Source organism: Nocardioides flavescens (assembly GCF_009823805.1).
GTDB lineage: Bacteria > Actinomycetota > Actinomycetes > Propionibacteriales > Nocardioidaceae > Nocardioides > Nocardioides flavescens.
This window is the reverse complement of the sequence record NZ_WUEK01000002.1, coordinates 163,885-181,385: the sequence shown is the minus strand read 5'-3', so window position 1 is coordinate 181,385 and position 17,501 is coordinate 163,885. Positions and strand designations below refer to the sequence as shown.

Below are 17,501 nucleotides of genomic sequence, written 5' to 3'. Positions count from 1 at the left end.
GCACCTCCTGACGTGCCCGTCCTGCCTCCCGCCCCGTCCGTCGCCGACGGAGCCGCCGTCGACGACGTCGTCTCCTGGGTCACGACCCACCTCGGTGACCTCACCCTGGAGGGCCCCGACGGCGTCCGGTCCGGGGGCTTCCGGGGCGGCCAGTCGGCCGCCGACGCCGCGCTCGCGACGCTCGACGTCGCCGGCTACGCCCGCACCCGCAGCACCGTCCTGCCGCCCGAACGACGCGGCGCGAGCCGCATGTCGCCCTACGTCCGGCACGGCCTGCTCACGCTGCGCGAGGTGTGGGACGCCGTGGAGCCGGCCCCCGGTCGCGACCGCTGGAAGTACCGCGACGAGCTGATGTGGCAGGAGTACGCCCGCCACCTCTACGCGCGCATCGGTCCCGCCCTCGCCGAGCCCCTGCGCCGCGAGCAGCCGCGCCCGCAGCCCTGGGAGGACCCCTGGCCGGCGCGGATGGCCTGCATGGACGAGGTCGTGGGCGAGCTCCACCGCGACGGCTGGGTGGTCAACCAGACCCGCATGTGGCTGGCCTCGCAGTGGGCGGTCCGGGCCGGGGGTGCGTGGCAGGCGGGCGAGGACGCGATGTTCACCCACCTGCTCGACGGCTCGCGCGCCGCCAACCGCCTCGGCTGGCAGTGGACGGTCGGCACGGGCAGCGGCAAGTCCTACGGGTTCAGCCGCTGGCAGGTCGAGAAGCGCGCACCCCAGCTGTGCCGCTCCTGCCCGCTCGCCGACGCCTGTCCGGTGCAGGGGTGGCCCGACGCCGACCTCGGCCCGTCGGTCGACGGCCCCGACCTGGGCAAGGGCGAGATCCCCGCCGGCCCCGCCGAGGTGGACGGCGCGGGTGGGGCCGAGACCGTGTGGCTGACCGCGGAGTCGCTCTCCGAGCGCGACCCGGCGCTCGCGGCCGACCCGGACCGACCCGCCGTCTTCGTCTTCGACGAGCCGTTGCTGCGCCGGCTGCGGCTGTCGGGCAAGCGCCTGGTCTTCCTCGCCGAGACCCTCGGCGAGCTGGCCGCGACGCGGCCGCTCGAGCTGCGCCGCGGCGCCGTCGTCGACGAGCTGGCCGGCGTGCCCCTCGCCTCGACGTACGCCCCGGTGCCGGGGTGGGCGCGCCGCAGCGCGCGGCTCGACCTGCGCGAGGTGCACCCCTGGCCGTGGCTGGTGCGACCGCGACCGGCTCCGGTGCGCTCGTTCACAGGGTGGCGCAAGAGCGTCGAGAGGGGTGGGCCACGGTGACCGGGGCGATCGTCGAGCCCGTGCTGCTCGCAGAGGTGGTCGAGACCTCCACACGGCTCGCGGCGACCCGGTCGCGCAAGGCCAAGACCGCCGCCCTGGCCGAGCTGCTGTCCCGGGTGGCCGGTGCCCCTGACGACGAGGTCCGCACCGTCACCTCCTACCTCGCCGGCTCGCTGCGCCAGCGCCGCACTGGACTCGGGTGGCGCTCCCTCAGCGCGCTGCCGGAGCCCGCGACGGAGCCGACGCTGTCGGTGACGGAGGTGCACGAGGCGTTCGAGGGCATCGCCTCCCTCTCGGGCGCCGGCTCGGCGACGGCGCGCGCCGCAGCGACCGCCGACCTCTTCGGCCGGGCCACGATCGAGGAGCAGGCGTGGCTGCGGGGACTCGTGACCGGCGAGGTGCGACAGGGCGCTCTCGACTCCCTCGTCCAGGAGGGGCTCGCCGCGGCCGGCGACGTGCCCCTAGCGGCGGTGCGGCGCGCGGCGATGATGGCCGGCTCGACCGTCGCGGTCGCCCCCGCGGCGCTGAACGGCGGGGAGGAGGCGCTGGCGCAGTTCGGCCTGGAGGTGATGCGGCCGGTGCTGCCGATGCTCGCCTCCAGTGCCACCACCGTCGAGGCGGCCATGGCCAAGGCGGGCGCGCCGGTCGCCATCGACACCAAGCTCGACGGCATCCGCATCCAGGTCCACCGGCGCGGTGACGACGTGCTCGTCGCCACCCGCTCGCTCGAGACGATCACCGAGCGGCTGCCCGAGGTGGTCGAGGTCGCACGGTCCCTGTCCGCCACGTCGTTCGTCCTGGACGGCGAGGTCCTCGCCCTCGACGACGCGGGCCGACCGCGCCCGTTCCAGGAGACCGCCTCGCGCACCGCGAGCGCCGCCGGGGTCCACCTCACGCCGTACTTCTTCGACCTGCTCCACCTCGACGGCGAGGACCTCGTCGACTCCCCCGCCTCCGAGCGTCTCGCCGCGCTGGCCCGGCTCGTGCCGCCCGAGCACCTCGTCGCCCGCCTCGAGACCGACGACCTGGCCGACGCCGAGGCGTTCGTGGCCGACGTGCTCGCCCGCGGTCACGAGGGCGTCGTGGTGAAGCACCTCGCGGCGCCGTACGACGCCGGCCGACGCGGCTCCGCCTGGGTCAAGGTCAAGCCCGTCCACACCCTCGACCTGGTCGTGCTCGCCGTCGAGTGGGGCTCGGGACGACGCCGCGGCTGGCTCTCCAACATCCACCTCGGCGCGCGCGACACCTCGGGCGCCGGCGACGGCTTCGTGATGCTCGGCAAGACCTTCAAGGGCATGACCGACGAGATGCTGGCCTGGCAGACCGAGCGGTTCCTCGAGCTCGAGACGCACCGCGAGGACCACGTCGTCCACGTGCGCCCCGAGCAGGTCGTCGAGATCGCGATCGACGGCCTGCAGCGCTCCACCCGCTACCCCGGCGGTCTGGCCCTGCGCTTCGCCCGGGTCGTGCGCTACCGCGACGACAAGAGCGCCGCCGAGGCGGACACGATCGACACCGTGCGCGCACTGGCGTCGCCGCCCGACACACCTGTCTGAACCGTCACAGTCGTGCAACTGCGAGTTGCAACATCACTACGATGAGGAGGTGGTCACCCGCGCTCCCGAGACCGACGGCCGTCGTTCTGCCGCCGCAGCCCGTCGTCGGGCGCGGGAGAAGGACATCATCGCGGCCACCCGGGCGCTCTTCGACGAGCGCGGCGTGCGCGACGCGCAGATCGAGGACATCGCCAAGGCCGTCGGCATCAACCGGGCGATCGTCTACCGGCACTTCTCCGGCAAGGAGGAGCTGTTCGCGCTGACGCTGGTGAGCTACCTCGAGGAGCTGCGCGAGGCGCTGGCTGCGGCCGCCACCCCGGGCGGTCCGGCCGCGCGACAGCTGGAGGAGCTGGTGACGGCGTTCGTCGACTACGGCCTCGAGCACCCGGCCTTCATCGACTGCGCGCAGGCGCTGATGCGACGCAGCGGCCCCGAGCTGCTCGACGAGATCAGCGAGGGCGCGCTGTTCCGCCTCGGACGCGGGATCTCCGGCTGCCTCGCGCTGCTGATCGCCGCCCTGCAGCAGGGCGTCGACAGCGGCGACTTCACCGTGGAGGACCCGACCCTGCTGGCCAACACGCTCTACGCGAGCGGCCTCGGTGCGCTGCAGCTCGCCCGCGTCGGCATCCTCGTCACGGAGTCGGCTCCCGGCGTCCCGACCGTCGGCGCGATCTCGCCCGACCAGGTCCGCTCCTACCTCGTGACCACCGCGCTCGCCCTCGCCGGCAACTGACCCGGCCCGCGCCGTCTCGAGTGGTTTCGAGACGGTCGCTGCACGACCTCCTCAACCACCGTGCCGAAGGCCCCGCCGCCCTCGCGGGGCGACGGGGCCGTCGTACGACGTGGGCGGAGCGTCAGGCGCGCTCGAGGATCGCGGTGACGCCCTGACCGCCCGCGGCGCAGACCGAGATGACGCCGCGGCCGGTGCCGCCCTCGGACTGCGAGAGCAGCTTGGCGAGGACGGGCACGATCCGACCGCCGGTGGCGGCGAAGGGGTGCCCGGCGGCCAGCGAGGAGCCGTTGACGTTGAGCTTCGTCCGGTCGATCTCGCCGAGCGGGGCGTCGAGGCCGAGGCGCTCCTTCGAGAACACCGGGTCCTCCCACGCCTTCAGCGTGGAGAGCACCTGCGAGGCGAACGCCTCGTGGATCTCGTAGAAGTCGAAGTCCTGCAGGCCGAGGCCCGCGCGGGCGAGCATCCGCGGCATGGCGTAGGCCGGGGCCATCAGCAGGCCCTCGTTGCCGTGGACGTAGTCGACGGCGGCGGTCTCGTAGTCGGTGAGGTAGGCCAGCACCGGAAGGCCGTGGGCCTTCGCCCACTCCTCGGAGGCGAGCAGCACCGTGGAGGCACCGTCGGTCAGCGGGGTCGAGTTGCCCGCGGTCATCGTGGCGGCCTCGCCCTTGCCGAAGACCGGCTTGAGCTTGGCGAGCTTCTCGACCGAGGAGTCCGGACGCAGGTTGTTGTCGCGCTCGAGGCCGCGGAACGGCGTGATCAGGTCGTCCATGAACCCCGCGTCGTACGCCGCGGCGAGGTGGTGGTGCGAGGCCGCGGCCAGCTCGTCCTGGGCCTCGCGGGTGATGTGCCACTCGAGCGCGGTCAGCGCCTGGTGCTCGCCCATCGACAGCCGCGTGCGGGGCTCGCCGTTCTGCGGCACGGAGATGCCGATGTCACCGGGGCGGATCGCGGCCAGGGCCGCGAGCCGGGCGCGCGTGCCCTTGGCGGCGTTGACCTTCATCAGCTTCTTGCGCAGGCCCTCGCTGATGGCGACGGGGGCGTCCGAGGTGGTGTCGACACCGCCGGCGACGCCGGACTCGATCTGGCCGAGGGCGATCTTGTTGGCGACCTGGATGACAGCCTGCAGGCCGGTGCCGCACGCCTGCTGGATGTCGGTGGCGGGGGTCTCGGCGGACAGCTTGGAGCCGAGGACGGACTCGCGGGTGAGGTTGAAGTCGCGCGAGTGCTTGAGGACGGCGCCGGCGACGACCTCCCCGAGCCGCTCGCCCTCGAGGCCGTAGCGGGCCACCAGACCGTCGAGCGCGGCGGTCAGCATCTCCTGGTTGGACGCGGTGGCGTAGGCGGTGTTCGAGCGGGCGAACGGGATCCGGTTGCCACCCACGATCGCGACGCGGCGGGTCTGTTTCTCCATGACGCAAGTTTCTCGTGGGTAACATCGAGAGACAAGACCGTGCGACGGGGATCACGAAATGTGGACTCGGAGTTACACAGAGAGTTACATGACACCATGAGCGACCGCTACCAGGACTTCACGTCGAGCGCGATCGGCAAGCTGCTGGTCAAGAACCTCGGCCTCCCCGCCCCCACCGAGCTGAAGCGGTACGCCGAGGGCGCGCCGCTCGTCGACGGACTCGTCGCCGTCGGCGGCCGCGGACGCCTCGCCGAGTCGTTGCCGACGCTGCTCGCGGGCCTCGACATCCACGCCGCCCCGGTGGCCGGCGCCCCCGGCGAGGGCGAGCGCTACCAGGGCCTGGTCTTCGACGCCACCGGCCTGACCGACTCCGGCCAGCTCGGCGCGCTGCAGGAGTTCTTCACGCCGAAGATGCGCTCGCTCGCCTCTTGCCCGCACGTCGTCGTGCTCGGCACCCCGCCGGAGCAGGTCTCCGGCGCCGAGCGCGTCGCTCAGCGCGCGCTCGAGGGGTTCACTCGCAGCCTCGGCAAGGAGATCGGCAAGGGCGGCACCGTCCAGCTGGTCTACGTCGCCGAGGGCGCCGAGGGCGCGGCGGCCTCCACGCTCGGCTTCCTGCTCTCGCCCAAGTCGGCCTACGTCTCGGGCCAGGTCGTGCGCATCGGCGCCCACGGTCACCTCGACGCCGCCGAGGTCGCCGACTGGAAGCGCCCGCTCGAGGGCAAGGTCGCCCTCGTGACCGGCGCGAGCCGCGGCATCGGTGAGCAGATCGCCCGCGTGCTGCACCGCGACGGCGCCAAGGTCGTCGGCGTCGACGTCCCGCAGCTCGCCGACGACCTCGCGAAGCTGATGAAGGAGCTCGACGGCGACTGGATCGCCCTCGACATCACCGCCAAGGACGCGCCGCAGCGCCTGGCCCACGAGCTCTCGACCCGCCACGGCGGCGTCGACGTCGTCGTCCACAACGCGGGCATCACCCGCGACAAGAAGCTCGCCAACATGGCCGAGGACCGCTTCGAGCAGGTCATCGCGGTCAACCTCACCGCCCCCGAGCGGATCACCCGCGAGCTCCTCGACCAGAAGGTCGTCAACGCCGGCGGCTCGATCGTCGGGGTTGCGTCGATCGCCGGCATCGCCGGCAACGTCGGCCAGACCAACTACGCCGCCTCCAAGGCCGGCGTGATCGGTCTCGTCGACAGCCTCGCCGACGAGCTCGAGGACGGCATCACCGTCAACGCGGTGGCGCCGGGCTTCATCATCACGCAGATGACCGCCGCCGTGCCCTTCGCGACCCGCGAGGTCGGCCAGCGCCTCAACGCGATGTCGCAGGGCGGTCTGCCCGTCGACGTCGCCGAGACGATCGCCTGGTACGCCTCGCCCGGCTCGACCGCCGTCAACGGCAACGTCGTGCGGGTCTGCGGCCAGATGATGCTCGGAGCCTGACGTGGCCCTCCCCGTGATGCTGCGCGCCGCCCTGCCGTCGGTGCCCGTGGTCAACCAGCTGCCCGGCGTGCGCAAGAAGGGCGGCCCCTTCGGAGGGCTCTCCCGCAGCGCGCCGCCGGTGCGCATCGAGCGCTCCGACGTGGCGGCGTACGCACGGGTGTGCGGGTTCCCCGAGAAGGACACCGTGCCGCTGCCCTACCCGCACCTGCTGGCGTTCGGGCTGCACATGGCGATCATGACCGACCCGGCGTTCCCCGCCCCGGCCATCGGCACGGTGCACGTCGAGAACTCCATCACCTCCCACCGCCCGGTCGAGATCGGCGAGTCGCTCGCGGTCTCGGTGTCGGTCGGCGCGCCGAAGCCGCACAGCAAGGGCACCGTCTACGACTTCGTGACGACGGCGACCGCGGACGGCGAGACCGTGTGGGAGGAGACCTCCTCCTACCTGCGACGCGGCCGCGGCGACGCCGACGCGCCGTCGGGCGCGACGTTCCCCGACGCACCGGCCCACGGCATCACCTGGCAACTGCCCGGCGACCTGGGTCGGCGCTACGCCGCGGTCTCGGGAGACGCCAACCCGATCCACCTCTACCCGCTCACGGCGAAGGCGCTCGGCTTCCCGCGCCAGATCGCGCACGGCATGTGGACGATGGCGCGCAGCGTCGCCGCCCTGGAGAACCGGCTGCCCGACGCCGTGCGGGTCGACGTCGCCTTCAAGCGGCCGGTGCTCCTGCCGGGCCGGGTCGCCTTCGGCTCCGCTCCGCTCGAGGACGGCTGGGCCTTCTCGCTCAGCGACCCGCGCTCGGGCGCCCCGCACCTCGCCGGGCGCACGACCAGCCTGTCCTGACGACGGCACCCCCGGCGCGGTAGTCACCGACGTTTCGGGGCCTGAGACATCTCTCAGGACCCCCGAACGCCGGTGACTACCGCCCCGAGCCCGACCCTCAGCTCGCCGAGGGGCTCCCCCAGACGAGCTTCTTGGCCCGCTGGGAGCGGGCGACGGGGGCGGGAGCGCCGCGCTTGGTGAAGGTCGCGGTGGAGATGCTCCAGGTGCCGAGGTCGGTGATGCCGTTGCCGTCCCAGTCACCGGTGACCGGCAGGTCGCCGGGGGTGCCGAACTGGACCTGGCTCAGCACCGGGGTCCCGGTCGCCTTGTCGACCGTGCGCAGCGTGAAGACCGCCGTGGCCCGGTCGTAGACGCCGAGGTCGGTGATCCCGTCGCCGTCCCAGTCGCCGGTGACCGGCAGGTCGTCGGCGTCGCCGAGGCGCACCTTGGTCTTGGAGCCGTCGGCCGCCCGCAGCAGGAACGTCGCGTTCTTGCCGCGCCAGACGCCGATCTCCCAGCCGCCCACGCCGTCCCAGTTGCCCGCGACGGGTGAGTCGGTCCGCTTGCCGAAGCGCAGGTAGGTGTCCTTGCCGCGCACGCGCATCGTGAACACCCGGGAGGTCGGGTTGCGCACGCCCGGGTTGACCCGGCCGTCGCCGTCCCAGTCGCCGAGCATCGGCTGGTCGCCGGTGCCGCCCATCCGGATGACGCGCTCGCTGCGACCCGTGCGGGTCACGTGGTACGACGCCGGGCTGACCTTGCGGTAGACGACCAGCTCGGCCGCGCGTCCGCCGTACAGGTTGCCGGCCAGCGGCACCTCGGTGGTCGGGATCGGCGTGAGGACGACCGGCGTCACCACCGGCGGCGTCCCGGTGTTGGGCACCGCCGCGCCGCCGCAGTTCTGCGACGTCTGCGAGGTGTTGACCGGGAACAGCGCGCCGTGGAACCACGCGTCGACGACCCGGTTGCCGACCCGCTCCTCGAAGTGCAGGTGAGAGCCGTAGGAGTTGCCGGTGTTGCCGACGGTGCCGATGAGCGCGCCGGGCGCGACGGCCTGGCCGACGCTCACCAGGACGCTGTCGAGGTGGCCGTAGAGGCTGCTCTCGCCGTTGCCGTGGTCGATCACGACGTACTGGCCGTAGCTGGGCTTGTTCTTGCCCACGACCGCCGTCGTGACGGTGCCGCCGGCCGCGGCGAGCACGGGCTTGCCGAGGTCACCGCCCGCGTAGTTGAAGTCGATCGCGCGCGGGCTCGGGCTGTGGCTGGCCCGCGTGCCGCCGGTCCAGGTCTCCCCGCACGGGAACGGCATCTCGTACGCCGTCAGCGGCGGCGGGGTCGGCGCGAGCTTCTCGAGCCGGCGCTCCTCGGACTGCTCGGCCGTCTTCCCCTCGGCCGAACCGTCCTTGCCCGCCTTGCTGTCCTTGCCCTTGCCGCTCCCCGACCCCTGGCCGGATCCCGTGTCGGCCTCCCAGTCACCGCTCCCGGGGCTCTTCCCCAGACCCGTGAGCAGTGTGGTGCGGCCTCCACCAGGTGGATCCCCGCCTCCCCGGTCGGCGTACGCCGCGGGCCCGATCGTGAGGGCCAGGGCTGCGGCGACGGCCAGCATGAAGATGCCGGGACGGGTGGGTGGCGGTGGATACCGGCGCCGGACGAGGGCTCGGTGCTTCGGACGGTACACGCAACGCAGTCAACATGAGTCACACCAGCCACGCGACACGACCCCCGTAAATTCATCCGATCGGCTGAGTGTCGCTCTTGACTCCGGGCGCGAGTGGGATGGACCAGTACCCGCAGGCGGCCGGTTCAGTCCCGCCGCGAGCGGATCATGCCCTCCTGGGCCGCCGTCGCGACGAGGGTGCCGTCCTCGGAGAAGACGTTGCCGAAGGCCAGCCCGCGACCGCCGAACGCCGTGGGCGACCACTGGTCGTAGAGCCACCAGCGGTCGGTGCGCAGGGGTCGCTGGAACCACACCGTGTGGTCGAGCGAGGCCATCTTGACCGTGGCGGGCGTGACGCGGTGCGCCGCGAGGCTGGCGCCCAGCAGGCTGATGTCGCTGGCGTAGGTGAACGCCGCCAGGTGGACCATCGGGTCGTCGGGCAGCCCGTCCCGGATGCGGATCCACATCCGGGCCCGCGACGGGTGGTCGGGGTCCTCGGGCAGCCCGTGGCCGGAGCTGCCGATCCAGGAGACCTCGATGGCGGCCCACTCCTTGCCGAGCTCCTCGGCCTCCTCGTTGCCGCCCGCCCGCATCAGCTGCATCAGGTCGACGCCCTCCGCAGGCCCCGGGACCTGCGGCATCCGCTCCTGGTGGTCGAAGCCCTCCTCGGGGCGCTGGAAGTTGATCGTCTGGTGGTAGATCGGCCGACCGTGCTGCAGGGCGGTCACGCGCCGCGTCAGGAACGACCGGCCGTCGCGCAGCCGCTGGACGTTGTAGATGATCGGCAGGCTGTAGTCGCCGGGCAGCAGGAAGTAGGAGTGGAACGAGTGGGGCACGAACCCCTCCCCCACGCTGCGCACGCCGGCCACGAGGGCCTGAGCGGCCACCTGACCGCCGTAGACCCGCGAGCGCGCCGAGGGCGGCTGGCTGCCGCGGTAGAGGTCCTGGTCGAGGGTCTCGAGGTCGAGCAGCCGGACGAGGTCGGCAACGGGGTCGGCAACCGGGCTGGAGAAGGGCTTGGCCACCTCAGCTCCACCCGGGCCCGTTGTCGGGGCGCTCGTCGGACGGCCCGTCGGGGCCGTCCAGCCCCGCCAGGAACTGCTCGAACTCGCGTCCGAGCTCCTCCCCGGTCGGCAGCGGCTCGTCGGAGGCGAGCAGGCTCGCACCGCTCTCCTCGGCGCGCTGGAAGGCGTCGTACTGCTGCTCGAGGGCGGTGACGACCTCGGCCACGTCGGCGTGCTCGGCGAGGTAGGTCTCGATCTCGGCCTCCCGCTCGCGCGCGGCGGCGTGCAGGTCGGTGAGGTCGACGGTCAGCCGACCTGCGAGCTCGACCTGCTCGAGCAGTGCCGCTGCGGCCTGCGGGTAGTCGAGCTGGGCGAGGTAGTGCGGGATGTGGGCGACGAAGCCGAGCATGTCGTGGCCCCACTCCCCCAGCCGGAGCTCGAGCAGCGACTGCATCGAGCTGGGGATGCGCAGCTCCCCGCGCCACGGGCTCGAGCCGACGAGGAGCTCGGGACGGTTGGCGTGCGGGGTGATCGTGAGCGGCCGGGTGTGCGGCACCGCCATCGGCACGGAGCCCATCGCCACGACCCGGGTCACCCCGAGCCGCTCCACCACCTCGCGCACGGCGCGGGCGAAGGCCTCCCACCGGTTGTCGGGCTCCGGTCCGTGGAGCAGGAGGTACGGCGTGCCGCCGGTGTCGCGCAGCACCCGGACGACCAGCCGCGGGGCGTCGTAGTCCTCGTAGTGGTCGCGCACGAACGTCATCGCCGGCCGGCGGGCGCGGTAGTCGTGGAACTGGTCGACGTCGAACGTCGCCACGACGGGACCAGGGCCGGTCGGGCTCACGTGCAGCTCGGCGAGGTGGCGCGCGGCGTGGGCCGCGGCGTTGCCCGCGTCGAGGAACCCGTCGAGCACGAGCACCATGGTGAGGTCGCCGACCCCCTCGAGGGCGGGGACCTCGTCGACGATGTGGACGAGTCGCTCGGTGCTCACCCGTCCATTTTCTCAGACGGTGGAGCGTCCCGTGGGCTGACCCTCGGAGGCGGCGGTCACGTCCTCGACGATCCGCAGGGCGATGGCCTGCGGGGTGAGGCCGATGCGCTCGAGGATGCGCGCACGCTTGGCGTGGTCGAGGAACTGCTGCGGGATCGCGTGCAGGCGGAACGGCGTGGTGACGCCGGCGGCGTTGAGCGTCTGCAGCAGCACGGCACCGCAGCCGCCGATCTCTCCGTTGTCCTCGACGGAGACCACGAACCGGTGCGTCCGGGCGAGCTCGACGACGCCCGCGTCGACGGGCTTGACCCAGCGCGGGTCGACGACGGTGACGCCGATGCCCTGGGCGACCAGGCGCTGGGCCACGTCGACGGCGACCTCCGCCATGGCGCCCACGGCGACGATCAGCACGTCGCGCTCGCCGGAGCGCACGAGCACGTCGGCACCGCCGGCGCGGTCGATCGCGGGGATGTCGGCCGGCGGCGGGCCCTTGGGCAGGCGCAGCACCGTGGGGGCGTCGGAGACGTCGACGGCCTCGCGCAGCAGCTCGCGCACCCGGGCGCCGTCGCGCGGGGCGGCGAGCCGCAGGCCGGGCACGACCTGGAGGATCGACATGTCCCACATGCCGTTGTGGCTGGCGCCGTCGTCGCCGGTCACGCCGGCACGGTCGAGCACGAAGGTGACGCCGCAGCGGTGCAGCGCGCAGTCCATGAGGACCTGGTCGAAGGCGCGGTTGAGGAACGTCGCGTAGATCGCGACCACCGGGTGCAGCCCACCCATGGCCAGACCGGCGGCCGAGGTCACGGCGTGCTGCTCGGCGATGCCGACGTCGAAGAGCCGGTCGGGGTAGCGGGCCGCGAACTCCGCGAGCCCCACCGGGTGCACCATCGCGGCACTGATGCCGACGATGTCGCTGCGCTCGGCGCCGAGCTCGAGCATCTCCTCGGAGAAGAAGTCGGTCCAGATCCGGCCCTTGGGGGTGCTCACGCCGGTCTCGAGGTCGAAGGGCCCGACCTGGTGGAACTGGTCGGCCTCGTGCCGCTCGGCGGCGTCGTAGCCGAATCCCTTGCGGGTGATGGCGTGCACGATGACCGGGCCGTTGAAGCCCTTGGCCTGGGCGAGCGCCTGCTCGAGCGCGTGTCGGTCGTGGCCGTCGACCGGGCCGACGTACTTGAGACCGAGATCCTCGAAGAGCCCCTGCGGCGCCACGGCGTCCTTGAGCCCCTTCTTCATCGCGTGCAGGGCGTCGTACGCCGCGTGACCGACGCCCGGCACGGCGTTGAGCCGCTTCTTGACGGCGTCGAGGAGCGGCTCGTAGCGCGGGCTCGTGCGCAGAGCGGTCAGCGCCGTCGTGAGCCCCCCGATCGTCGGGGTGTAGGAGCGACCGTTGTCGTTGACGACGATGACCACGCGCGAGTCGTCGGCGACCGCGATGTTGTTGAGCGCCTCCCAGGCCATGCCACCGGTGAGAGCACCGTCGCCGATCACGGCCACGACGTGGCGGTCCTCGCCGCGGATGGCGTAGGCCTTGGCCAGGCCGTCGGCGTAGCTGAGCGCGGTCGAGGCGTGGGAGTTCTCGACGATGTCGTGCTCGGACTCCGACTGGCTCGGGTAGCCCGAGAGCCCGCCCTCCTGGCGCAGCCGGTCGAACGCCGCGGCGCGGCCGGTCAGCATCTTGTGGACGTAGGCCTGGTGGCCGGTGTCGAAGACCACGCGGTCGCGCGGAGAGTCGAAGACGCGGTGGATCGCCATGGTCAGCTCGACGACGCCGAGGTTGGGGCCGAGGTGGCCGCCCGAGGGGGCGCAGGAGCTGATGAGGAGGTCGCGGATCTCGCTCGCGAGGAGCGCCAGGTCCTCGTCGGACAGCCCGCGCAGGTCACGCGGCTCGGCGATGCTCTGGAGGACACCCATGAGAACCGAGTCTAGGTGGGGCCTGTGGCCGGACCCACTCGACGCGGGTGTGACGTGATCTGCGCGGGTCGGGGCGCGTCGGTCAGCGCAGGCGGTGGGTGCGGCGCCCGAAGCCGTTGACGGCGTAGCGCATCGCCTTCGGCACCGGCACGCGCACGACGGCGTGCTTGCGGGCGTACTCCTCGACGTGCCAGGTCACCCAGTGGCCGGCCGGGAAGTACGCCGCGTCGCCGACCTCGAGGCGCACCGGCGGCTCGTCGTCGACCTGCAGGTTGGTGGCCCCGGCGACCACGACGATGGTCTCGTCGACCGGGTAGTACCACCGGAAGGTGCCCGCCGTGACGTCCCACGTCCAGTGCGACGTGGTGCCGTCGGGGCTCTCGGCCCACTCGGAGATCCGGGCGTGCGGCGTCCCCTCGATGATCCAGTCGGGGTTGATGGGGTGGTCGACGAGGTCGGCGTCGTGGCGCGAGACGCGCAGGACGCTGGAGACGACGGCCTGGCTCATGCCCCGGAGAGTAGGGGATCCGGGCCCGCGGCGCGCCGACAACGCCCGAACCCGGACGCCGCGCGTGAGACTGTGGCGTGTGAGTCTCCTCGCCTCGCTCGCCGCCGCCCTGCTCCTCGCAGCCCCGACGGCCGCCGCTCCCCCGCTCGCCTCGACCGGCTACGTCCTCGGCTCGACCCCGGCCTCGGTCGTGGCGCGCGACGCCCACGCGCTCGGCACTCTCGGCGTCGCCGCCGTGCCGCTCTCGCGCGACGGGGGCGACGTGGGCACCCCGGGTGCCGACCTCACCGGCCAGCTCGCCACGGCCCACGCCCAGGGGCTGCGCGCCGAGCTGCTGCTCAGCAACTACAGCGACCGCCTCGGCGACTTCGACCCGCGGCGGGTCGGACGCCTGCTGCGCGACCCCGCGCGGGTCGAGGCGGTCGCGAGCCGCCTCGCGTCGTACGTCGCCACGCAGGGCTGGGACGGCGTGCAGATCGACCTCGAGCGGATGGACCGGGCCGACGGTGACGGCCTGGTGCTGCTCGCCCAGCGGCTCCAGGCCCTGATGGCCCCCGATCGGACGGTCTCGATCGCGATCAGCGCCTCGACCAGCCTGCCGTCGTACGCCGCGCGCGGCTACCAGCTCGCGCAGCTCGGGCAGAGCGTCGACACCGTGGCGCTCATGACCTACGACCAGCACGGGCCCACCTGGTCGGGCCCCGGCCCGGTCGGCTCGCTGCGCTGGCAGCGGCGCGCTCTGGCCGTCGTGGCCACCGAGGTGCCGCTGGCCAAGGTCGACGTCGGCGTCGCGGGCTACGGCTACACCTGGCCGAGCGCGTCGTCGGGGCGGACGGGCCGCACCGTCACGGTCGCCCAGGCCCGCCGCCTCGTCGCCCGCGACGGCGCCCGGGCGCGGTGGCGCCCCGGCCCCGGGGAGTGGACCGCCCGGCTCTCCGACGGCACCCGCCTGTGGTGGTCGGACGCCCGCTCGATCGCCCTGCGCACCGAGCTGGCCACCGAGCTCGGAGCCCACGGCCTCGCGATCTGGCGCCTCGGCTCCGCCGGCGCCCTCCCCGCCGCTGGTTGAGCACGGACGGAGTCCTGTCTCGAGACCACTCTCGCTCGAGTGGTTTCGAGACGGCCGTAGCCGGCCTCCTCAACCAACGGCGCTCGAGTCCGGCGGTTGAGGAAGGACGAAGTCCTGTCTCGAAACCACTCACGGTGGACCGCCCCTCACAGCCGCGCGGTGAACCGCCGACCCTGCAGCGCCTGCTCGACCAGCCCGACGGAGCGGCGTACGCCGGTGAGCCGGGCCTCCTCGGCCAGCCAGGTCTCGACGGCGGCGTCGACGACCTCGGGGGCGACGACCTGGCGCAGCTGGGCCCTGGCCTCGCTGAGGCCCTTCTGCACCCCGACGAGGCAGGCCTCGGTGTGCAGCACGGCGAAGCGCGCGAGCACGAGCGCGTGGCGCCGCACGACCGGGTAGGAGCGGTACTCCGGCGGGCAGATGTCGAGCAGCCAGTTGACCGCGGTGCGCTCCCAGTCGGGCGCGTCGGGCGCGCGGACCCCCTCGGGCCAGCCGGGCGGGGCGACGGAGCTCATTCAGCCACGGTAGTCGAACACCTGTTCGAGTTGCGACAGCAGGGGGTCGCGCAGTCCGACGCAGTCGAGCTCCCAGAACGGCTCGGCGTAGACGAGGGGCCCGGTCATCCACGGCTGGTGGGCCTCGAGGAGCGCGACCTGGAAGGCGAGCTCCGGGATCCGGGTCGACGGGCGGACGAGGTCGTGGGCCGCGCCGGGCTCGAAGCCGCGCTCGGCGTAGTAGCCCGGATCGCCCTCGAGGAAGACTGCCGGCGCGCCCAGCGCCCGGGCCCCGTCGAGGGCGGCACGCAGCAGCGTCGTCCCGAGGCCCTGGCGCTGGCGGTCGGGAGCGACGGAGAGCGGACTCAGCACGAGCACCTCGACCAGGGCCCGCCGCGTGTCGAGCCAGCTGCGGCTGAGCAGGACGTGACCCACGACGTCGTCGCCCTCGGTCGCGACCAGCTCGGCGCGGGCGTGGCGCGGGCGCAGGGCCTCGACGAGCGCAGCCACCGTCGGACCCTCCTCCTCGCCGAACGCCGCCGCGACGAGCTCGCCGACGGCCCGGTGGTCGCCGGGCGTCGCCGCGCGGACCTCAGCCACGCCCCGTCCCGTCGCTCAGGAAGCTGAACCGCACGGTGCGCTCGTCGTTGTCGACGTTGAGGTCGACCAGGCAGACGCTCTGCCAGGTGCCGAGGGCGAGCTCGCCGTCGATGACCGGCACCGTGGCGTGCGGGGGCACGATCGCCGGCATCACGTGGGAGCGCCCGTGGCCGCGCGAGCCGTGGGCGTGGCGCCAGCGATCGTCGGCCGGCAGGAGGTCGCCGAGCGCGGTCAGCAGGTCGTCGTCGCTGCCGGCACCGGTCTCGATGATCGCGATGCCCGCGGTCGCGTGGGGCACGAAGAGCTGCAGCAGACCGTCGCCGCGCCCGGCGACGTAGGCCGCGCAGTCGCGGGTCAGGTCGCGCACGACCTCGCGGTCACCGGTGCGGTACTGACGGGTCTGGGAGTCCACCGCTCGATCCTGGCACGCGCTCCTCACGGCCCGGCCAGAGCCGGGTCGCAGCGACGAGCACCCCGAGCCACACCGCGCCGAAGACCAGGCTCGTGCCGACGTCGGTGACGTGGTGGGCGCCCTGGTAGAGCCGGCTGAGCGCGACGTACGCCGGCAGGAGGGCGAGCACGCCGACGAGCAGCCAGCCCGGCCCGGTCTGGTGGCGCCGACGCAGCCACACCGCCAGCAGCAGCGCCGCGGCGCCGTAGACCGCGGTGGCCGTGCCGACGTGGCCCGACGGGAAGCTGTGGTCGGCCACGAGCCCGGCGTCGAGGATCTGCACAGGCGGGCGGTCGCGCGGGTCGGCGTGCGAGGCGAGCCAGTAGATGCCCCCGTCGCCGACGTCCGCGACGAGCACGAGGGCGGCCGCCAGCAGCGAGCGCAGGGCGAGCCCCGCGGCGACCGCGACCACCGCGGCGACCACGAGCCCGACCACGGTCTCGCCGAGGAAGGTGCCGACCTCGGCCACCGGGTCGAGCGCGCCGCTGCGCTGGGAGGCGAACCACCGCGACACCCGGTCGTCCGGCCCGTCGACCGCGCTCCACGTGTGGGTGAGCATCCAGCCCCACGCGACGACGACGCCCGCCAGCACGGCGTACGCCGTCAGGGCGGCGGCCGCGCGCCGTCCGGTGCTCTGAGCGCTCGCCACGTCAGTCCTGGAGCAGCGCGCGGACCCGGTCGACCTTCTCGGTCAGCTGCCCGGTGTGGCCGGGCCGGATGTCGGCCTTGAGCACGAGCGAGACCCGCGGTGAGACCGCCACGACGGCGTCGGTGGCGCGCTTGACCACGTCCATCACCTCGTCCCACTCCCCCTCGACGGTGGTGAACATCGAGGTCAGCTCCCACGGCAGCCCCGACTCCTTGACCACCCGGACGGCGGCCGCGACCGCCTCGGAGACCGAGCCGGTCTCGTCGGCGACGGACGGGGCGATGCTGAAGGCGACGAGCACGGGAACGACCTCCGATAGGTGTGGATGGACTTCAGGACTGCGGCGGTGTCGCAGGTGCGAACTGGACCGCCTCTGCAGGCAAGATGACGACCTCGTCTCCCAGGGACGACTCAGCGACGCGGGCGACCTGTAGTGCTGACACTGGCACGCCTCGTGGAGAGTCATCCTCCGGGATGTCGTACGTGCCGTGCGCGCCTCGCGGGAGCACGACGTTCAAGCCGCGCGTCATCGCGGATCGCGCGGTGGTGGCGACACACATCTCGGAGAGCAATCCGGCGACCGCCACCGACGTGACTCTGTGGCGATCCAGCATGGGACCGAGATCGGTGTCGATGAAGCCGTCGTCCCGGGACTTGCGGAGGACCGCTTCCCCCGGAGCCGGCGAGACGGCCAACTCCCATCCCGCCGTCTCTGGTTCGTCCGGCGCTCCGGCTGGGTCGTCGTTCTGGAGGTGGATCACCAGCGCCTCAGCAGTTCGAGCAGCCGCGAGCAGGTGGCGTACCGTGACCTGCACGCCTGCGCGTGCGTGGGTCGCGTGATCGCCCTCGAGGAAGGCACGTTGCATGTCGATCACGACGAGCGCCGTCGGCATCTCATGCGCCTGTGCGCTCACGTCGCACCGTCTGCTCGGTGAGCATCGAACGCGTGT

General features: G+C 73.2%; 18 protein-coding genes. 6 read left to right on the top strand and 12 right to left on the bottom strand.

Annotated features, from left to right (window positions below; genetic code table 11):
* Positions 1-12: 12 nt before the first annotated feature.
* Genes GRQ65_RS03555 through GRQ65_RS03545 form a run of 3 tightly spaced genes read left to right on the top strand, consistent with a single transcriptional unit; the run spans position 13 to position 3,540 of the window.
* Entirely contained in the window at positions 13-1,251 is a 1,239-nt protein-coding gene (locus tag GRQ65_RS03555) for an FAD-binding domain-containing protein (RefSeq protein WP_160875242.1), read from the top strand.
* On the top strand, positions 1,248-2,807 hold the full coding sequence (locus GRQ65_RS03550) for an ATP-dependent DNA ligase (protein ID WP_337191458.1): 1,560 nt from the start codon (positions 1,248-1,250) through the stop codon (positions 2,805-2,807). Before GRQ65_RS03555 ends, GRQ65_RS03550 begins: the two co-directional genes overlap by 4 nt.
* A 49-nt stretch (positions 2,808-2,856) precedes the next feature.
* Complete coding sequence (locus GRQ65_RS03545) at positions 2,857-3,540, top strand: TetR family transcriptional regulator (RefSeq protein ID WP_160875240.1); 684 nt, start codon at positions 2,857-2,859, stop codon at positions 3,538-3,540.
* 121 nt (positions 3,541-3,661) lie between these two features.
* Here the strand turns inward: GRQ65_RS03545 and GRQ65_RS03540 are convergent, their stop codons facing one another.
* Positions 3,662-4,951 (bottom strand): acetyl-CoA C-acetyltransferase, encoded by a 1,290-nt coding sequence (locus GRQ65_RS03540; protein WP_160875238.1) that lies wholly within the window; start codon positions 4,949-4,951, stop codon positions 3,662-3,664.
* A gap of 96 nt (positions 4,952-5,047) precedes the next feature.
* Here GRQ65_RS03540 and GRQ65_RS03535 point away from each other — a divergent pair, with 96 nt between their 5' ends.
* Both GRQ65_RS03535 and GRQ65_RS03530 read left to right on the top strand, forming a co-directional pair.
* Entirely contained in the window at positions 5,048-6,391 is a 1,344-nt protein-coding gene (locus tag GRQ65_RS03535; protein WP_160875236.1) for a 3-oxoacyl-ACP reductase, read from the top strand.
* Between the two features lies 1 nt (position 6,392).
* Positions 6,393-7,238 carry a MaoC/PaaZ C-terminal domain-containing protein gene (locus GRQ65_RS03530; protein ID WP_337191457.1) on the top strand — a complete coding sequence of 282 codons (846 nt, stop codon included), beginning with the start codon at positions 6,393-6,395 and terminating at the stop codon, positions 7,236-7,238.
* A 97-nt stretch (positions 7,239-7,335) separates the two neighbouring features.
* Here the strand turns inward: GRQ65_RS03530 and GRQ65_RS03525 are convergent, their stop codons facing one another.
* From GRQ65_RS03525 to GRQ65_RS03505, 5 genes are all read right to left on the bottom strand, one after another.
* Positions 7,336-8,895, bottom strand: a complete 1,560-nt coding sequence (locus tag GRQ65_RS03525) for a peptidoglycan DD-metalloendopeptidase family protein (RefSeq protein WP_160875234.1) — start codon at positions 8,893-8,895, stop codon at positions 7,336-7,338.
* Between the two features lie 125 nt (positions 8,896-9,020).
* Entirely contained in the window at positions 9,021-9,899 is an 879-nt protein-coding gene (locus tag GRQ65_RS03520; RefSeq protein ID WP_160875232.1) for an acyl-CoA thioesterase domain-containing protein, read from the bottom strand.
* 1 nt (position 9,900) lies between these two features.
* Entirely contained in the window at positions 9,901-10,869 is a 969-nt protein-coding gene (locus GRQ65_RS03515) for a PAC2 family protein (protein WP_337191456.1), read from the bottom strand.
* 12 nt (positions 10,870-10,881) lie between these two features.
* Complete coding sequence (gene dxs / locus GRQ65_RS03510; RefSeq protein ID WP_160875230.1) at positions 10,882-12,780, bottom strand: 1-deoxy-D-xylulose-5-phosphate synthase; 1,899 nt, start codon at positions 12,778-12,780, stop codon at positions 10,882-10,884.
* Positions 12,781-12,862: 82 nt separating this feature from the next.
* The gene (locus tag GRQ65_RS03505) at positions 12,863-13,288 is read right to left on the bottom strand and encodes a cupin domain-containing protein (RefSeq protein WP_160875228.1); all 426 of its coding nucleotides are present in this window, start codon (positions 13,286-13,288) and stop codon (positions 12,863-12,865) included.
* Between the two features lie 79 nt (positions 13,289-13,367).
* On the opposite strand from GRQ65_RS03505, the gene GRQ65_RS03500 reads away from it, so the two are divergent.
* Positions 13,368-14,357 carry a glycosyl hydrolase family 18 protein gene (locus GRQ65_RS03500; RefSeq protein ID WP_160875226.1) on the top strand — a complete coding sequence of 330 codons (990 nt, stop codon included), beginning with the start codon at positions 13,368-13,370 and terminating at the stop codon, positions 14,355-14,357.
* A 146-nt stretch (positions 14,358-14,503) separates the two neighbouring features.
* On the opposite strand, the gene GRQ65_RS03495 is transcribed toward GRQ65_RS03500, so the two are convergent.
* Genes GRQ65_RS03495 through GRQ65_RS22460 form a run of 6 tightly spaced genes read right to left on the bottom strand, consistent with a single transcriptional unit; the run spans position 14,504 to position 17,465 of the window.
* Positions 14,504-14,872: a hypothetical protein gene (locus GRQ65_RS03495; RefSeq protein ID WP_160875224.1), complete on the bottom strand. Its 369-nt coding sequence runs from the start codon at positions 14,870-14,872 to the stop codon at positions 14,504-14,506.
* Entirely contained in the window at positions 14,873-15,451 is a 579-nt protein-coding gene (locus GRQ65_RS03490) for a GNAT family N-acetyltransferase (protein ID WP_160875222.1), read from the bottom strand.
* Positions 15,444-15,863 (bottom strand): YjbQ family protein, encoded by a 420-nt coding sequence (locus tag GRQ65_RS03485; RefSeq protein WP_160875220.1) that lies wholly within the window; start codon positions 15,861-15,863, stop codon positions 15,444-15,446. The genes GRQ65_RS03490 and GRQ65_RS03485 overlap by 8 nt, the downstream gene beginning before the upstream one ends.
* On the bottom strand, positions 15,829-16,551 hold the full coding sequence (locus GRQ65_RS03480; RefSeq protein ID WP_160875218.1) for a phosphatase PAP2 family protein: 723 nt from the start codon (positions 16,549-16,551) through the stop codon (positions 15,829-15,831). The genes GRQ65_RS03485 and GRQ65_RS03480 overlap by 35 nt, the downstream gene beginning before the upstream one ends.
* 1 nt (position 16,552) lies before the next feature.
* Entirely contained in the window at positions 16,553-16,852 is a 300-nt protein-coding gene (locus tag GRQ65_RS22070) for an MTH1187 family thiamine-binding protein (RefSeq protein ID WP_160875216.1), read from the bottom strand.
* A gap of 31 nt (positions 16,853-16,883) precedes the next feature.
* A complete protein-coding gene (locus GRQ65_RS22460) occupies positions 16,884-17,465 on the bottom strand; it encodes an isochorismatase family protein (RefSeq protein WP_337191455.1) in 582 nt (193 codons plus the stop codon).
* Positions 17,466-17,501: the final 36 nt, after the last annotated feature.

Bases quoted from the DNA above. Each gene is read 5' to 3' on its own strand.
- dxs (WP_160875230.1), bottom strand. From the start codon at position 12,780: ATGGGTGTCCTCCAGAGCATCGCCGAGCCGCGTGACCTGCGCGGGCTG.
- GRQ65_RS03540 (WP_160875238.1), bottom strand. From the start codon at position 4,951: ATGGAGAAACAGACCCGCCGCGTCGCGATCGTGGGTGGCAACCGGATC.
- GRQ65_RS03495 (WP_160875224.1), bottom strand. From the start codon at position 14,872: ATGAGCTCCGTCGCCCCGCCCGGCTGGCCCGAGGGGGTCCGCGCGCCC.
- GRQ65_RS03535 (WP_160875236.1), top strand. From the start codon at position 5,048: ATGAGCGACCGCTACCAGGACTTCACGTCGAGCGCGATCGGCAAGCTG.
- GRQ65_RS03505 (WP_160875228.1), bottom strand. From the start codon at position 13,288: ATGAGCCAGGCCGTCGTCTCCAGCGTCCTGCGCGTCTCGCGCCACGAC.